The sequence below is a fragment of the Flavobacterium gelidilacus DSM 15343 genome (assembly GCF_000422685.1).
Taxonomy (GTDB): Bacteria; Bacteroidota; Bacteroidia; order Flavobacteriales; family Flavobacteriaceae; genus Flavobacterium; species Flavobacterium gelidilacus.
Window position 1 is genome coordinate 504,344 of sequence record NZ_AUGN01000001.1, and the last position, 14,133, is coordinate 518,476.

Sequence of the window (14,133 nt, forward strand, 5' to 3'; positions counted from 1 at the left end):
ACTATCTCAAAAAAATGTAACTTTACTGTATAATTAACATACAATGAAAAAGACAGTAGTAATCGTCGGTGGTGGATTTGCAGGTTTAGAGTTCATAAGAAAAATAGGGAATTCCGAAAAATACAACACCATATTAGTCGATGCCAACAACTATAACTTCTTTCCGCCATTAATATATCAAGTTTCTACAGGACTAATGGAACCTTCTGCCATAAGCTATCCTTTCAGAAAAATACTTAGACATAGTAAAAACACAAGATTTAGATTAGGTAGCCTAGAAAAAGTAGTTCCTAATGAAAATAAAATAATACTGAGTAACGGTGAATTAAACTATGACATTTTAGTCATGGCCACTGGAACAGAAAGCAATTATTTTGGCAACAAAAACATCGAAGCCTATAGTTTACCCATGAAAACTATAAGCGATGCCCTTACCTTACGAAATACAATTCTAACACGTTTAGACCGTGCTACAAGATTACCAAGCGAAGCCGAAAGACAAAAAATGTTAACCTTCGTAATTGCAGGTGCTGGACCAACAGGTGTAGAACTTTCGGGCGTACTTTCCGAAATGAATGCATCCATAATAAAAAAAGATTATCCAGAACTAACAGGTAAAGACATTCTAAAAATCTATTTAGTTGACGGAATGCCAACAGTCCTAAATGTAATGTCTAAAAAATCACAAGAATACACATATAAAAAACTAAAAGAACTTGGTGTAGAAATTAAACTGAATTGCTTAGTAAAAGATTTCAATAAAGATATCGTTGAACTTTCTGATGGTAGTAAAATTGAATCTAGAAACTTAATTTGGGCAGCTGGTGTATCAGCCAAAACGTTTGAAGGTTTCGAAAAATCATCCTATGGAAAAGGAAAAAGACTAAAAACAAACGCTTTCAATCTAGTAGAAGGCTATGAAAATATTTATGCCTTAGGAGATTGTGCCCTTCTTTCTGGAGATCAAAATTATTCCGAAGGTCATCCTCAATTGGCTCAACCTGCTATTCAGCAAGCCGACAACTTAGCTAGTAATTTAGATAAAGATTATAAAAATTGGAAACCTTTTAAATATACCAACAAAGGTTCTTTAGCTATTATTGGAAGAAACAAAGCCGTTTTCGATTTACCTAAAGAAAAATACTTCATAAAAGGATTTTTAGCATGGCTAATTTGGCTTTTTGTACACATCATGGGATTAGTAAACTTCAAAAATAGACTTCGCACCTTTGTCAATTGGATAGGCTATTATATTTACAAAGATCAATACTTTAGAATGATAATCAAACCAAATGAAAAACCGATACTACATGACATAGAAATGGAGAATGATCACTCTTAAATTATTATTTAATTTTAATTAATTTATTATAAATGGCATTCAAAAAATTAAATATCTTTATCCCTAAGAAGCAAATAAATCTTTAAAAATGATAAAAAAAAACTTCTTAATTCTTCTTGTTTGTAGCTTTTTTGGAATGGCAGGACAAGAGTTACCAAAAGATAGTTTACCCAAAATCTATAGACTCAAGCAATTTACGACAGAAAAACAAATTTCAATTCGAGTTGGAGTTGGATTTCAAAAAGCTTTTTACTCCGAATTAGGTTTAGCATTGCACAAATGTACTTATGGTGACACTGGTTTTTTCTCAAATGACTTCTATAGTGCTCTTGAATGGACTCCAAATAAAGAGCATAATATATATGGATTAAAAGTGGGCTATGAAGCAAATGCTTTTTTATTAAACTTAGGTTTAGAGCTAAAATATCAAACCGATTTTATGAAAAAAGATGTTGTTATAACCCCAAAAATTGGTCTTGGAATATTTGGTGATGCAAATATATTTTATGGTTATAATATATCAACAAATAACAACCCTTTTACTCAAACAATTGGCAATCATCAAATGGGAATTATATTTAATATTAATAACCATTTCCTGAATTATCAATGATATTGAAGCATTTAAACTGAAGCGTTAATAAAATTAAAACCTCAAACATGTTAAATATATAAATTCAACATGGGTATTTTATAACACACAACTGATTAAAAAACAGTAAATTAGCATCAAAAGTATTAATAAACTAAAAAAGACTAATTATGAAAAAAATTTTTATTATTGCAACTCTTTGTGTTGTACTTGTAGGATGTAAAGAAACAGTAAAACAAACAGATACAAATAACGAGACAGAAGTTGTTCCTGCAGAAAAATCAATTACGGCCACTGCCCTAATTTCAGCCAAAAGTAATAGCGCTGTGTCAGGTACAGTAACCTTCACTGAAAATAACGGTATAGTAATAATGAATGCAAATTTATCAGGATTAACTCCTGGCCCACATGCCATACATATTCACGAAAATGGGGATTGTAGTGCAGACGACGCCTCATCAGCAGGTGGACATTGGAATCCAACAAAAGAAGACCATGGAGCTTGGGAACATAAAGCGTTTCATAAAGGAGACATAGGAAACCTAGTCGCAGATGAAAACGGAATTGCAACCATCACCAAAGAAACCGATTTATGGTGCATAAGTTGTGAAGATGAAACCAAAAACATAGTCGGAAAATCAATTGTTGTTCACAAAGATATAGATGATATGAAATCTCAGCCAAGTGGAAACGCTGGAGATAGAATTGGATGTGGAGAAATTGCTTTAGAAAATAAATAATTTAAAGCAGTATTGCTTATAAAGAATATTATAAGTAAAAACTATCAAATTAAAAAAATCTTCAACTAGTAACGTTGGGGATTTTTTTTGCACTATTTCAAATAAACTCATAAAGTTTCTCACCTTCTTTTTATATTTACCAAAAATATAAAGATTTTAAATTCCTTAAATAAAAATTAAAGCCATAATTAAATAGCAAAAAGTTTAAAACTTGGCTTTAAAATCATAAATGAAAAAAATACTAGTACTCTTTATTCTTTTATTCATCACTTCATGTAGAAATGATGATTTAATAAACACTGAGAATAATCCGCCCGAAATTGAAACTTCACCTGAAATAGAGCCTGAAATAGGTTCTGAAGAAGTATTTCCTGCAGGTAGTCTTAACTCCTTTTTTTCTAATGCTTTAATTTCAGACAACGAAAGCAATATTAACAGACTTAATCCTATTAGGATTACTGAATACGATCCAACCAATAATAGAATCAAAACAAACTATACCAATCTAACAAACTTAACTATACAAGCCAGCGGTGGTCAAAGTTGGTTTGTAGCTCAAGGTATGGAAGCTTCAAACTTAGTCGAAATACAAAGCATAGATATAACAACAGGTTGGATTACTTTAGGAAACACATATTTAGGTAGTTTAAATAATAATATCGGGCAAAGCATAGAATTCTTTAACCCTTTCATAAACTACAACATCATTAATAACCGTCCTTTATTCAATCCCTACCCTACTAGTGTTACCGAAGGCGTTTTTAATTACATACAACCTGGTGGAATTATTGAAAAAACAGACGGTACTTATGTCCTTTTAACTCCTGTAGTTTTTGGGTTTCATGACTCAAGAAGTATCTATTTTGCAACAAGCAACAACTTAGAAGATTGGACGTTTCATAATACTAAAATTCTAAGTACTGATATGATACCGTTTGCAAAAACAAATGGAAACGTTTTCTCAACAGACAATCCTTACAAATTAGACAATGGCAATTATCTCGTTTTATTAGGCGTTCAACAACCCAATAACAGCTACACTTCGGCTTACATGATAATTGATGAAAACCTAAATATAATACAACAACCAAAAGAGATTATGATACCAGGTTGGAATGGACTAAACCAAAACAGCTTCCCACTAGCACTTACAAAATTCGAAAATAAATATAGAATTCTTTTTCACAAAAGAAATACAAATGCAGTAGAAAGAGAAATTCATGAAGTATTTGCAACCGATTTATTAAATGCTTTAGACAATAATAGTAGCATCATATCCTCAAATATAATTCACAAAGGCACAAACAGTAGCGGATATTTAAAAGGAAAAGCAGACGATGCAACCTACATAACATTCAATTCAAAATTACACATCCTTTTAGGAAGTGAAGAAGTGTTTTCTAGCTTCTTAACCTCAAGAAATAGAGAATACGGTTTAATGAATTGGAATGGAACCAATTGGAACCACGACTCCAGAAGCCCTTTATTAATAAACCCTGTAGAACTTCGCCACAAATACCCCATATACAATTGGGCTTGGGATCATCTTGGAGCATTTGCTTCTCCCATTATAAAAAACCAAACGCTCTACATTTTTATGGCATTCGGAACTGATAATCCAGACTATTTTATTTCGGCCATTAAAATTCCTTTAAATTAAAAACCAAAATCCCCAACAAACAACTTTGGGGATTTTTTACACTTTTTTACGCCAATTACGGGAAACCGTAAAACTCTTACTTTTCTTTTTATATATTTACAACCAACATTAAAATTAAATTAAAAACAACTTTATGAAGAAACAATTACTTAGTGCTGCATTTGGAATTTTTGGACTACTTTCAGCTAATGCACAAGATGGCGGAAATTTTGAAGTAGGACTTGGATTGGGTGTAAATATTTCAAATGTATCAACAATAGACGGACAAGACAATGCCTCTTCTAAAACTTCAATCAACGTTGGAGCTTCAGGTGAATACTATTTTTCGGATAGATGGGGCGTAAAAGCTAAATTAATCTATGACACCAAAGGTTGGGCAGATGGTTACATTTTAGACCAAAACAATATGGTTACAATAACAGATTTTAAACTAAACTACTTAACCGTTCCCGTAATGGCTAATTGGCATTTTGGATCTAACAGAAATTGGTATTTAAACTTTGGTCCATACGCTGGATTTTTAATGAGTGCCAAAGATTCAGAATTAGGTTTAGACTTAAAAGATGGGTTTAAAAGCACTGACTTTGGGGCAGCTTTTGGAATTGGACATAAAATTGAAGTAGCAGAAAACATTAAGCTATTTATTGAATATGACGCACAATCTGGTTTCTCAGATATTTTTGAAGAAAATGCAGGTGAAGCTATTAGAAACGGAAGAAGCAGTTTCAATGTTGGTGTACTGTTTAGTTTATAATCGTTACTACAAAATCTTAATCCCCAACAAATAACGTTGGGGATTTTTTTTTACACTTTTTTATACCAATTACTGAAAACCGTAAAAATCTTACTTTTCTTTTTATATATTTACATTAATTAAAAATAGGACTTTCGTATATATACGAGTTGTGCGACATTTTACGCAAATCGTTATAAATAAGAAACTTATGTCGAAAAATGAATTAACAATTTATAATATAAAAATGAAACGGGTAGGTTTTTTTCCTAACGTTATCCCTAAAATAATAGAATATTTCAATGAAAATTCTGATGCAACATTAATTATCGATTTCCAAGAGTTAAGATGTTATTATGAAAAATTTACTGATTTTAGTGTGATTAAACAAATTAATCCAACTAAACTTCTTATACATTCAAAACCACATAAAGACTTGAACGTCGAATCTTTTTATCAATTAGAAAATTTAATTGAATTAGACAATCGAAATGAGTTTATTTATAATTTCTCTAATTTTCCCAATCTTGAAATATTAAGATATGAATGGAACAAAAGTAGCACAAATTTATCTGAACTTAAAAAAATCAAAGAATTGAGTTTGTGGCAATACAAACCCAAAAATCAAAACTTAACAGAATTTAATAGTTTAACTTCATTAACCGAATTGAGAATAATACAAAGTAATATCAAAAGTATTAATGGTATTGAAAATTTACAAAAAATTAAAGAAATGGTTTTTATCGCTAATAGATTTTTATCCTTTAATAATTTAACTTGTACATTCCCAAATGTTGAAATACTTCATATTGAAAGTTGTAAGGAAATTAGAATAGAAAAAATAATTAAACTTTTTCCCAATGTTAAAGACTTGAACTTTTTTAGTAGTTACGAAATAGAAAGCTTGAGAATAATTTTAGATAGCTTAAAAAAACTTGAAAAATTAAATGTTTATAATTTAAAAATATTGGAAAGTGACAATAGTTATTGGAAAGAATATAAAAACTTAAAGGAATTAAATTTTCAAGACCGAAAACATCATATTTTGAAAAGAAAAGATTTTGAAAATGTATAAAAACGTCGCACAACAGCGGTTTTGCGAGATTGCGAAATAAGTGCTAAATTCACGTATTTCTTTCGCAAGAAATTTTATCTTAGCAGAAAATACACAGTTCCGAAGCTCGCAACCTCGCAAAGCCACAAGACGTTCCACAAAACAACCCCAAAACAAAAATGAAAAAAAGCACACTCCTACTCCTAACAGGTATAACCCTACTTTTTTTATGCCAGCACTATAAAAAAGTAGCTGCAAATAGTCCCAATACCGAAGTTTCAAACACAATAAACAACAGTCAAACGCTAAAAACTATTTTCTTTAAAAAATAATCCACAAGCACATCCACTTTTTTACAATATATTTTATGCTTATTGTAATATACTTTCAGAATATTATACTTTCATTTAAATAGTTCACAACTGCATTTTAGAATATTACATCCTTGTTTTAAGTTTTTACATCCTTTTTTATAGTTGTTACAACCTTTTTTATAGTTGTTACAACCTTGTTTTAAGTTTTTACATAGTCATTTAAAGTTCTTACATCCTTGTTTAGAGTTTTCACATACTTGTTTAGAGTTCTTACATCCTTGTTTTAAATTCTTACAACCTACTTTTAAAATCTTTTAACTTACTTTTAGAAGTTCACACCTTCATTTTAAATTATTTAAAAAAATATTCCACTTTTTACAAAATATTTTATACTTTTAACATAAGTATCACAAAAAAACACAACCTTATTATGCTAACACTCAACCTAAAACCCATATTTCAAGCCCGCGGCATAGAAAGACCTTATTCCTTTTTAGTAAAATCAGGCTTCAATTACCACACAGCAAACCTACTGTTAAACGGCACCACCAGAAGTTTTCGCTTAGACCACATAGAAAAGCTATGCACCATCTTAGTTTGCGAACCAAACGACCTATTGCTTTACAGCCACTATAAAGACCAACAACTTCCAAAAGAACACCCACTAAACAACCTAAAGCAAACCGAAAACCAAAAAGGCATCAACCAAACCCTAGCCACAATGCCCTACAAACAACTAAAACAAATCACAAGTCAAATCAACAACCAAATCAAAAATCCCTAAAAACTATAGGAGAAAAAAACAGAATCAGTCCAAACCTTCCCTACAAGTAATTTTGGTTCAATACTATAAGAGTAAAATTGGCATTTTTACTAGTAACATTTCCCTTTTTTAAAATTAGTTTCTGCTTTTAAAAAAAATAGTTATACTTTTATGTCATTAGTATTAATTTTATGTACATAAAATGATGAGTATGAATAAACTTATTTCTTTACTTCATGAAAAATTTCTTTCGGAGAAAACCCGAGAGAAAACGGAAAAAATTATTCTGCAAATCGCAATAGTTAGCTTTTTTATACATTTAGCCATAATCTATTTTATTAAATTAGATATAGTTGATTTTGGATCGAATTCAGAATTATTAAAAAATCCTATTTCTGCCGTTTATACTCCATTTTCCTTTATTCTTATTTATGAAGTTTATCTCTTAATTTATTATCTTCCAAAATCCTTTACAACTTATATAACAAAGCAATATGAGATTATAACACTGATTATTATTCGAAAGCTGTTCAAAGATTTATCTGCTTTAGAGTTAACAGCAAATTGGTTTGAAATAAAAGGAGATTTGCAATTTACTTACGACTTAGTGGCTTCACTTTTACTGTTTTATTTAATATTTCTTTTTCAAAAACAAGGTAGACTGAAATATAATCAAGGTAAAGAAAACAAACCTTTTATTGAAAAATTTGTTGCAAAGAAAAAGTTAATTGCAATAATTTTAGTGCCTTTGTTTTTCTTCATGGCATTATATACGCTGATAAATTGGTTTACTGAAATTTCCATTAGCTCTAAAAGCTTGCCAACACTTGAAAGCATAAACAACTTGTTTTTTGATCAATTTTTCACAATATTAATCCTTGTAGACGTTGTGTTACTTTTAATTTCTTTCTTTTATACGGACGAATTTCATAAAATTATAAGAAATTCAGGTTTTATCATTTCAACCATTTTAATAAGAATGTCGTTTGGTGTATCCGGATTGATTAGCACTGTATTAATTGTTGTTGCTGTTCTTTTTGGATTAGCAATTATAGTAATTCACAACAAATATGAAAAAGACACCTTACCCGAAAATGAGTATTATTAATTTCTTTTAAAAAACCAATCAGAGAAAAATTAGTTCACAATCAAATTAAAATATATTTTCTAATTTTTCGTTATAAATTAAACCTCAAACCTAAAAACCAAATCTCATGAAAAAAGTACTAGCATTTCTTAGTTTATGTTTATTTATATCTTTAGTATCCTTCACAACTCCAAACAACAAAAAATTAGTAGTAATAGATGCTGGTCACGGAGGACACGACCAAGGAACAACTTACACAAAATGGAATGAAAAAGACATCGTAGCACAAATATCAAAAAAGATTTTCGAGAAAAACGATCCTTCAACAGTGAAAATCGTTTTACTGAGAGACACAGACAACTTCATCTCATTAACAGACAGAGTCAACAAAATCAACGAACTAAACCCAGATTTGGTAATTTCATTACACATAAATGCTAACGCCAAAACAGACACTTCTGGAATAGAAGCTTATGTATCAGAAAACAATTCGCACCACGAAGCTTCAAAAGAACAAGCTAGAAAACTTATTGAAGCCATAGCAAATGACAAGCTACAATCAAGAGGTGTAAAACAAGCCAACTTTACAATCTTAAAAAAATCCAATTGTCCAGCAATATCCTTAGAACTAGGATTCATTTCAAACGAAAACGATAGAAAATACATCACCAGCGAAGAAGGTCAAAACGAAATCGCAACAAATATTATAAAAAGCATTCAATAACCATTAGCCATAACAATTGAATTTAAAAGGAAAAAGCACAGAGAAAGTATAATTTCACCTGTGCTTTTTTTATATCAACTTCTGCCTTCTAAATTCTAATTTCTAAATCCCACTCAACCCATCAATTAAAGCATCAATATCTTCTTTGGTATTATCATGACAAAAAGAAATTCGCAAAGAAGGTTTCTTAATATCCTCATCTGCTAAAATCTCAGCCAACACATGAGAAGGCTTAATACTTCCACTCTGACAAGCACTTCCTCTCGAAACTGCAATACCTTTCATGTCCAAATTAAACAAGATCATAGCCGTCTTCTCTTCCGAAAAGGGCAACAGCACATTGACTATGTTATAGAAAGTAGCTTCACCATTTACTTTTAATCCTTCAAAATTGGATTTCAATTGCTCTAAACAATAGGCTTTTAAAGCACTAATGTGTTTTTTATCAGTTTCTAAGTTTTCAATACACAAATCCAAAGCCTTAGACATTCCAGCAATTTGATGAACCGCTTCAGTACCAGAACGCAATCCTTTTTCTTGAGAACCACCATGGGTAAAAGGTGTTATGGAAGCCGTTTTTCTAATAAACGTAAACCCAACTCCTTTTGGTCCGTGAAACTTATGGGCACTTGCTACGATAAAATCAATAGGATATTTAGCTAAATCAAGAAGTTCTTTCCCAATAGATTGAACCGTATCACAATGAAACAAAGCTTTATTTTCTTGACATAAAGCACATACTTTTTCTAAGTCTAAAACCGTTCCTATTTCATTATTCACATGCATCAAGGTAACCAACGTTGGAATATCTTGTTTTAAAAGTTCTTCCAAATGCTTCATATCAATCGCACCAGAAGGCAAAATTGAAACAAAGTCAACTTGTATACCAAATTCTTTTTCAAGCGCTAAAACAGTGTATAAAGTAGCATGATGTTCAATCTTAGAAGTAATGATACGTTTAACTTGTTGTGTTTTTACCAAAGAAGTTAGAATCCAGTTGGTTGCTTCTGTTCCGTTACTCGTAAAAATAATTTCTTGAGCCGAACAATTTAAGTGTTTTGCAATGCTTTTTCTAGCCGTTTCAACTAAAGTTTTAGCACTTCTACCAAAGCTGTGTGTTGAAGATGGGTTTCCGTAATCGTTTTGCAATACTTCAATCATTGCTTTAATAACTTCTGGATGTACTGATGAAGTAGCAGCACTATCTAAATATATACGTTTTGACATTCGATTTTAATAATTTAAGCAAAGATACAAATAAGAAATTCCAAAAATGAAATTCCAAATTCCAACTTTAGCAAAAAATTGGAATTTGGAATTTGGAATTTATGATAAGGAGATTTTCATTTACATGAAAATTAGTGACTACCTTCTACTTCTATAGCATCAACATCTATGTTTTGTTTCTTTAACAACCCTTTTACTATAACAGCAAATAAAGTCAAGTAAGCAAAACAAACAACAGCTACAATATACGATTGGTGAATTCCAATAATATCAGACAATTTTCCTTGAATTGGAGGAATAATTCCACCACCAAGAATCATCATAACCAAGAAAGCTGAACCTTGCGAAGTATATTTTCCTAACCCAATGATTGATAAACTAAAAATGGATGGCCACATTATCGAACAAGCTAATCCACCAGCCAAGAAAGCATAAATGGCAACTGTTCCTGTTGTGAATAATCCGATTAGCATTGCTATGATTCCGAAAGTTCCGAAAATGGTTAAAGTTCTTGCTGGTTTATCTTTACTCAAAAAGAAAGCACCAATTTGAATGAAAACACAGAATACATAATAATATAAAGGTTTCATATCTTTTCCAGAAAGTATATTAACTCCAAGAATAACGGCAAAAGCCACTAAAGGCACAATGATTAAAGCTATAGTTTTCTTAGCACCTTTTAAATCAAAAACACTAACAGCACCAGCCCAACGACCAATCATTAAACTTCCCCAATACATTGAAATATAGGGTGCAATATCTGAAGATTCTAAGCCTCCAAATTCTTTTAGTTTTAATAATTCACCTAAATTACTTCCGATTGCTACTTCAACTCCAACATATGTGAATATTGCAAGCATTCCTAAAACCAACTGAGGATATTGCATTGCTCCCCAACCTTCTGCTTTCTTTTTAGCTGATGTATAAGAGAATAAAATTCCTCCTATAACTACGGCTAATGCCCCTAAAAGCCAATTCATTCTATATTGTTCTATATCAGATTTCAAAACTTTAAGTTCGCTGCTTTTTGCTTCCATTGTATTTCTGTAAGCAGCTAATTCATCACCTGTATAGTCTTTTAAATCATTAATATTTTTATCAGATTTATCGTATTTAATTTCTTTTTGAAGTGTTTCTATTTTCAAACCATCTTCACTTTTATAACTATGAAAAACAGGTGTAAACATTATAGCTAACAGAATTGTCATTATAACTAATGTTTTCAATGCTTTATTTGCTTTTTCAATAGGTTCATCAGAAATTCCGCTAGGTACTTTCTTAGAGAAGTAAAACAAGGCAGCTGCGGCTACAAAAAGCAAACCAACACAGATATATAAAATCACAACCTTATTCAATTCTAAGAGTTTGATTTGTTCTTCTGAAACCGACGAAGCTGTTCCAAATAAAGCCAATGCAATTACAATAGGACCAATTGTTGTTCCGAAAGAATTGATTCCACCACCAAGATTTACACGACTTGCTCCTGTTTTAGGATCACCCAATAAAATAGCAAACGGATTGGCAGCTGTTTGTTGCAAAGAAAATCCTAAAGCAACGATGAACAATCCTACTAACATTCCTGCATATAGATTAGCTTCTACAGCAATAATCATAGCTCCAGCTCCAAGTGCTGAAAATAATAAACCATAAACAATACTCTTTTTATAACCCCATTTTCCAACAATATCATTACCCGAACTATTTCCTAAAGCAAACAGTAATAAAGCACCAATGTAATAGGCTGTATAAAAGGCAAAATCAACTAATTGCGATTGAAATTGGTCTAAAGAAAAGTAACTTTTACAAAAAGGAATAAAAATACTGTTTCCGGCTGCAATAAATCCCCAAAAGAAGAACACAGTTATTAAAGTATAAAGTGCTGGGTAATTAGTTTTTATAGGTGAACTCATCTAAATTTTTAATTTGGTTTGTTAATTTTCAAATATAGTAGAATTTTTAATTTGAAAAGGTTTTCAATGATTTTAATATCATAATTTTATCAAAAAAAATTTATAATATAAAGATTAAAGTTATTTTTGCTAAAAATATTCCCTAATGAAAAAGCTTTTATTCCTTATATCAATTGTTTTTATGTTCAATTCTTGTGATGATGGAGATATTACACTTGAGTCTTTTAATTTTTCAAGTCAATCCATTCAGAAATGTGAGAGCAAAACTTTTCTATATAAAATAAACGATAAGGAGATGTTAATATTAGATATTTCAGCTGATCCTTATACTTATGATACAGCTGAAACAGTTTTTCCATATACAAAATCGTATGCAATAGACAATAGTTCCGTTTCTGTAATTTATAGATTATATAATGACACAGCAACTAGTCTAACAATTTGTAGTACAATTGCACCTGCAAGTCCAACTGTAACCAACGAATGGGAAGCATTAGGTGGAACAATTGATGTAACTACAACCCAAAGTTTTGACACAGACGGAACAACTTTACTAGGTTATACTTATTCTTTCAAACTTGTAAATGTAAATTTTTCAAATGGTACTAATAGCTTTAGTTTTGAAGAATATTTAGTTGGAAGTTATAAAACAACAATCTAATTTACTTTTTCTGTAAAAAATAAACCTCCATAGCACCTTGACCATATTTTTGGTAATTGGCTTCTTGGACTGTTATATTTTCGTATCGTCTTAATAGGAAATCTAATTCACTTTTTAGAACTCCTTCACCAACTCCATGAATTAAAACCAACTTAGGAATTCGGTTACGAATAGCAAAATCCATTTGTCGTTTTGCAGTATCCATTTGTATATTTAAAATATCATAATTGCTTAATCCGGTTTTATTTGGGACTAGTTTTTCGATGTGTAAATCTACTTCTAATGCAAAAACTTCTCTTGAAGATTTCTTGTCTTTGGTAAAAGTTCGCTTTTTCTCTTCTTGTTTTTCAGCTTTTACTTGACTTATAGCAGAGTTTGAGATAAATCCTTTCAAGTCACTGGAAATTAAATTTTTAACCAATTCATTGACAAAATATGTCATCGGAAAACCATCGCTTGTTTCAATGGTAATTTGATCAGAATTTATTCCTGTAACAACTCCATCAATCGCATCGTCTAAAACTGAAACTTTATCTCCTATTTGAAAATCTGACATTGCTTTTTTATTTAATTATTTCAGTATCAAAAGTAAAAAAGATTAAAGGATTTAACTACAATTACATTTTTTATTTGTAAAATTGTATGCAAATAAAATTAATTTTATGGAAGAATATATGGTTCCCTGTATGAACAAATCAATATTTGGAATTGACTGTATGGGTTGCGGAACACAAAGATCTTTAGCTTTATTGTTAGACGGCGAATTCATTGAAGCCTTTAAAATGTTTCCTGCAATTTATACTTTACTCTTATTTGGCCTTACCATAACCTTACACTTACTAGATAAAAAAAGAAACTATTTAACACCCATTGCTGTTCTTGCAGTAGCAAATGGCGTTATAATGGTTGTGAATTATTTTTATAAAATTTATATAAACTAAAACCAATAAACTAAACTTAAACAATGGAAAAACAAAAATTACCTAACGAACAAGCTATAATGATTCTTGGAATAGTATCTTATATCGGATGCTGCTGTACCAGTGGATTTGGAGGTCTTGTATTATCAGGAATAGGATTATTCTTGGCTAAAAAAGCTACTGATGTCTACAATCAAGACCCCGAAACATACACTTTAAAAGGAGTAAACACTTGGAAAATTGTTAACTTGGTTGCTTTTATCTTAAGTATACTTACAATAATCTACTACATCTACATGAAAGTCACAGGAAAAGATATAGAACAACAAGAACAACTTGAAGAACTGATTAGACAGTTTAGCAATAGATAACAACAAAAAAGGCTTTCATTTCTGAAAGCCTTTTT

15 protein-coding genes are annotated in these 14,133 nt (G+C 30.6%); 12 read left to right on the forward strand and 3 right to left on the reverse strand.

Annotated features, from left to right (window positions below; genetic code table 11):
* The first annotated feature begins 43 nt into the window (after positions 1 to 43).
* The 9 genes from G507_RS16275 (at position 44) to G507_RS0102340 (ending at position 9,009) form a co-directional block, all read left to right on the forward strand.
* Complete coding sequence (locus tag G507_RS16275) at positions 44 to 1,342, forward strand: NAD(P)/FAD-dependent oxidoreductase (RefSeq protein WP_051191454.1); 1,299 nt, start codon at positions 44 to 46, stop codon at positions 1,340 to 1,342.
* Between the two features lie 88 nt (positions 1,343 to 1,430).
* The gene (locus G507_RS0102310; protein ID WP_157496464.1) at positions 1,431 to 1,955 is read left to right on the forward strand and encodes a hypothetical protein; all 525 of its coding nucleotides are present in this window, start codon (positions 1,431 to 1,433) and stop codon (positions 1,953 to 1,955) included.
* A gap of 149 nt (positions 1,956 to 2,104) precedes the next feature.
* The gene (locus G507_RS0102315; RefSeq protein ID WP_026715973.1) at positions 2,105 to 2,674 is read left to right on the forward strand and encodes a superoxide dismutase family protein; all 570 of its coding nucleotides are present in this window, start codon (positions 2,105 to 2,107) and stop codon (positions 2,672 to 2,674) included.
* Positions 2,675 to 2,903: 229 nt separating this feature from the next.
* Entirely contained in the window at positions 2,904 to 4,334 is a 1,431-nt protein-coding gene (locus G507_RS0102320) for a hypothetical protein (protein ID WP_026715974.1), read from the forward strand.
* Positions 4,335 to 4,467: 133 nt separating this feature from the next.
* Positions 4,468 to 5,088 carry a porin family protein gene (locus tag G507_RS0102325; protein ID WP_026715975.1) on the forward strand — a complete coding sequence of 207 codons (621 nt, stop codon included), beginning with the start codon at positions 4,468 to 4,470 and terminating at the stop codon, positions 5,086 to 5,088.
* Positions 5,089 to 5,278: 190 nt separating this feature from the next.
* Entirely contained in the window at positions 5,279 to 6,142 is an 864-nt protein-coding gene (locus tag G507_RS17210; protein WP_051191455.1) for a leucine-rich repeat domain-containing protein, read from the forward strand.
* A 723-nt stretch (positions 6,143 to 6,865) separates the two neighbouring features.
* Entirely contained in the window at positions 6,866 to 7,219 is a 354-nt protein-coding gene (locus tag G507_RS17465) for a helix-turn-helix domain-containing protein (RefSeq protein WP_084518913.1), read from the forward strand.
* 181 nt (positions 7,220 to 7,400) lie between these two features.
* Entirely contained in the window at positions 7,401 to 8,306 is a 906-nt protein-coding gene (locus G507_RS0102335; protein WP_026715976.1) for a hypothetical protein, read from the forward strand.
* A 106-nt stretch (positions 8,307 to 8,412) separates the two neighbouring features.
* Entirely contained in the window at positions 8,413 to 9,009 is a 597-nt protein-coding gene (locus G507_RS0102340; protein WP_026715977.1) for an N-acetylmuramoyl-L-alanine amidase family protein, read from the forward strand.
* A 102-nt stretch (positions 9,010 to 9,111) separates the two neighbouring features.
* Here the strand turns inward: G507_RS0102340 and G507_RS0102345 are convergent, their stop codons facing one another.
* Together G507_RS0102345 and G507_RS0102350 are read right to left on the reverse strand one after the other, a co-directional pair.
* Entirely contained in the window at positions 9,112 to 10,236 is a 1,125-nt protein-coding gene (locus G507_RS0102345) for a cysteine desulfurase family protein (protein WP_035665408.1), read from the reverse strand.
* A gap of 131 nt (positions 10,237 to 10,367) precedes the next feature.
* On the reverse strand, positions 10,368 to 12,146 hold the full coding sequence (locus G507_RS0102350) for an MFS transporter (protein ID WP_026715979.1): 1,779 nt from the start codon (positions 12,144 to 12,146) through the stop codon (positions 10,368 to 10,370).
* A gap of 145 nt (positions 12,147 to 12,291) precedes the next feature.
* Here G507_RS0102350 and G507_RS0102355 point away from each other — a divergent pair, with 145 nt between their 5' ends.
* Positions 12,292 to 12,807: a hypothetical protein gene (locus G507_RS0102355; protein WP_026715980.1), complete on the forward strand. Its 516-nt coding sequence runs from the start codon at positions 12,292 to 12,294 to the stop codon at positions 12,805 to 12,807.
* Between the two features lies 1 nt (position 12,808).
* Here G507_RS0102355 and G507_RS0102360 read toward each other — a convergent pair whose 3' ends face one another.
* A complete protein-coding gene (locus G507_RS0102360) occupies positions 12,809 to 13,363 on the reverse strand; it encodes a Smr/MutS family protein (protein ID WP_026715981.1) in 555 nt (184 codons plus the stop codon).
* 130 nt (positions 13,364 to 13,493) lie between these two features.
* Between G507_RS0102360 and G507_RS0102365 the strand changes: the two genes are divergently transcribed.
* Together G507_RS0102365 and G507_RS0102370 are read left to right on the forward strand one after the other, a co-directional pair.
* Positions 13,494 to 13,748, forward strand: a complete 255-nt coding sequence (locus G507_RS0102365) for a DUF2752 domain-containing protein (protein ID WP_245575584.1) — start codon at positions 13,494 to 13,496, stop codon at positions 13,746 to 13,748.
* A 23-nt stretch (positions 13,749 to 13,771) separates the two neighbouring features.
* Positions 13,772 to 14,098: a CCC motif membrane protein gene (locus G507_RS0102370; protein WP_026715983.1), complete on the forward strand. Its 327-nt coding sequence runs from the start codon at positions 13,772 to 13,774 to the stop codon at positions 14,096 to 14,098.
* Positions 14,099 to 14,133: the final 35 nt, after the last annotated feature.

Bases quoted from the DNA above. Each gene is read 5' to 3' on its own strand.
- G507_RS0102310 (WP_157496464.1), top strand. From the start codon at position 1,431: ATGATAAAAAAAAACTTCTTAATTCTTCTTGTTTGTAGCTTTTTTGGA.
- G507_RS0102350 (WP_026715979.1), bottom strand. From the start codon at position 12,146: ATGAGTTCACCTATAAAAACTAATTACCCAGCACTTTATACTTTAATA.
- G507_RS0102365 (WP_245575584.1), top strand. From the start codon at position 13,494: ATGAACAAATCAATATTTGGAATTGACTGTATGGGTTGCGGAACACAA.
- G507_RS17465 (WP_084518913.1), top strand. From the start codon at position 6,866: ATGCTAACACTCAACCTAAAACCCATATTTCAAGCCCGCGGCATAGAA.
- G507_RS16275 (WP_051191454.1), top strand. From the start codon at position 44: ATGAAAAAGACAGTAGTAATCGTCGGTGGTGGATTTGCAGGTTTAGAG.
- G507_RS17210 (WP_051191455.1), top strand. From the start codon at position 5,279: ATGTCGAAAAATGAATTAACAATTTATAATATAAAAATGAAACGGGTA.
- G507_RS0102335 (WP_026715976.1), top strand. From the start codon at position 7,401: ATGATGAGTATGAATAAACTTATTTCTTTACTTCATGAAAAATTTCTT.
- G507_RS0102315 (WP_026715973.1), top strand. From the start codon at position 2,105: ATGAAAAAAATTTTTATTATTGCAACTCTTTGTGTTGTACTTGTAGGA.
- G507_RS0102370 (WP_026715983.1), top strand. From the start codon at position 13,772: ATGGAAAAACAAAAATTACCTAACGAACAAGCTATAATGATTCTTGGA.
- G507_RS0102360 (WP_026715981.1), bottom strand. From the start codon at position 13,363: ATGTCAGATTTTCAAATAGGAGATAAAGTTTCAGTTTTAGACGATGCG.
- G507_RS0102340 (WP_026715977.1), top strand. From the start codon at position 8,413: ATGAAAAAAGTACTAGCATTTCTTAGTTTATGTTTATTTATATCTTTA.
- G507_RS0102325 (WP_026715975.1), top strand. From the start codon at position 4,468: ATGAAGAAACAATTACTTAGTGCTGCATTTGGAATTTTTGGACTACTT.
- G507_RS0102345 (WP_035665408.1), bottom strand. From the start codon at position 10,236: ATGTCAAAACGTATATATTTAGATAGTGCTGCTACTTCATCAGTACAT.
- G507_RS0102355 (WP_026715980.1), top strand. From the start codon at position 12,292: ATGAAAAAGCTTTTATTCCTTATATCAATTGTTTTTATGTTCAATTCT.
- G507_RS0102320 (WP_026715974.1), top strand. From the start codon at position 2,904: ATGAAAAAAATACTAGTACTCTTTATTCTTTTATTCATCACTTCATGT.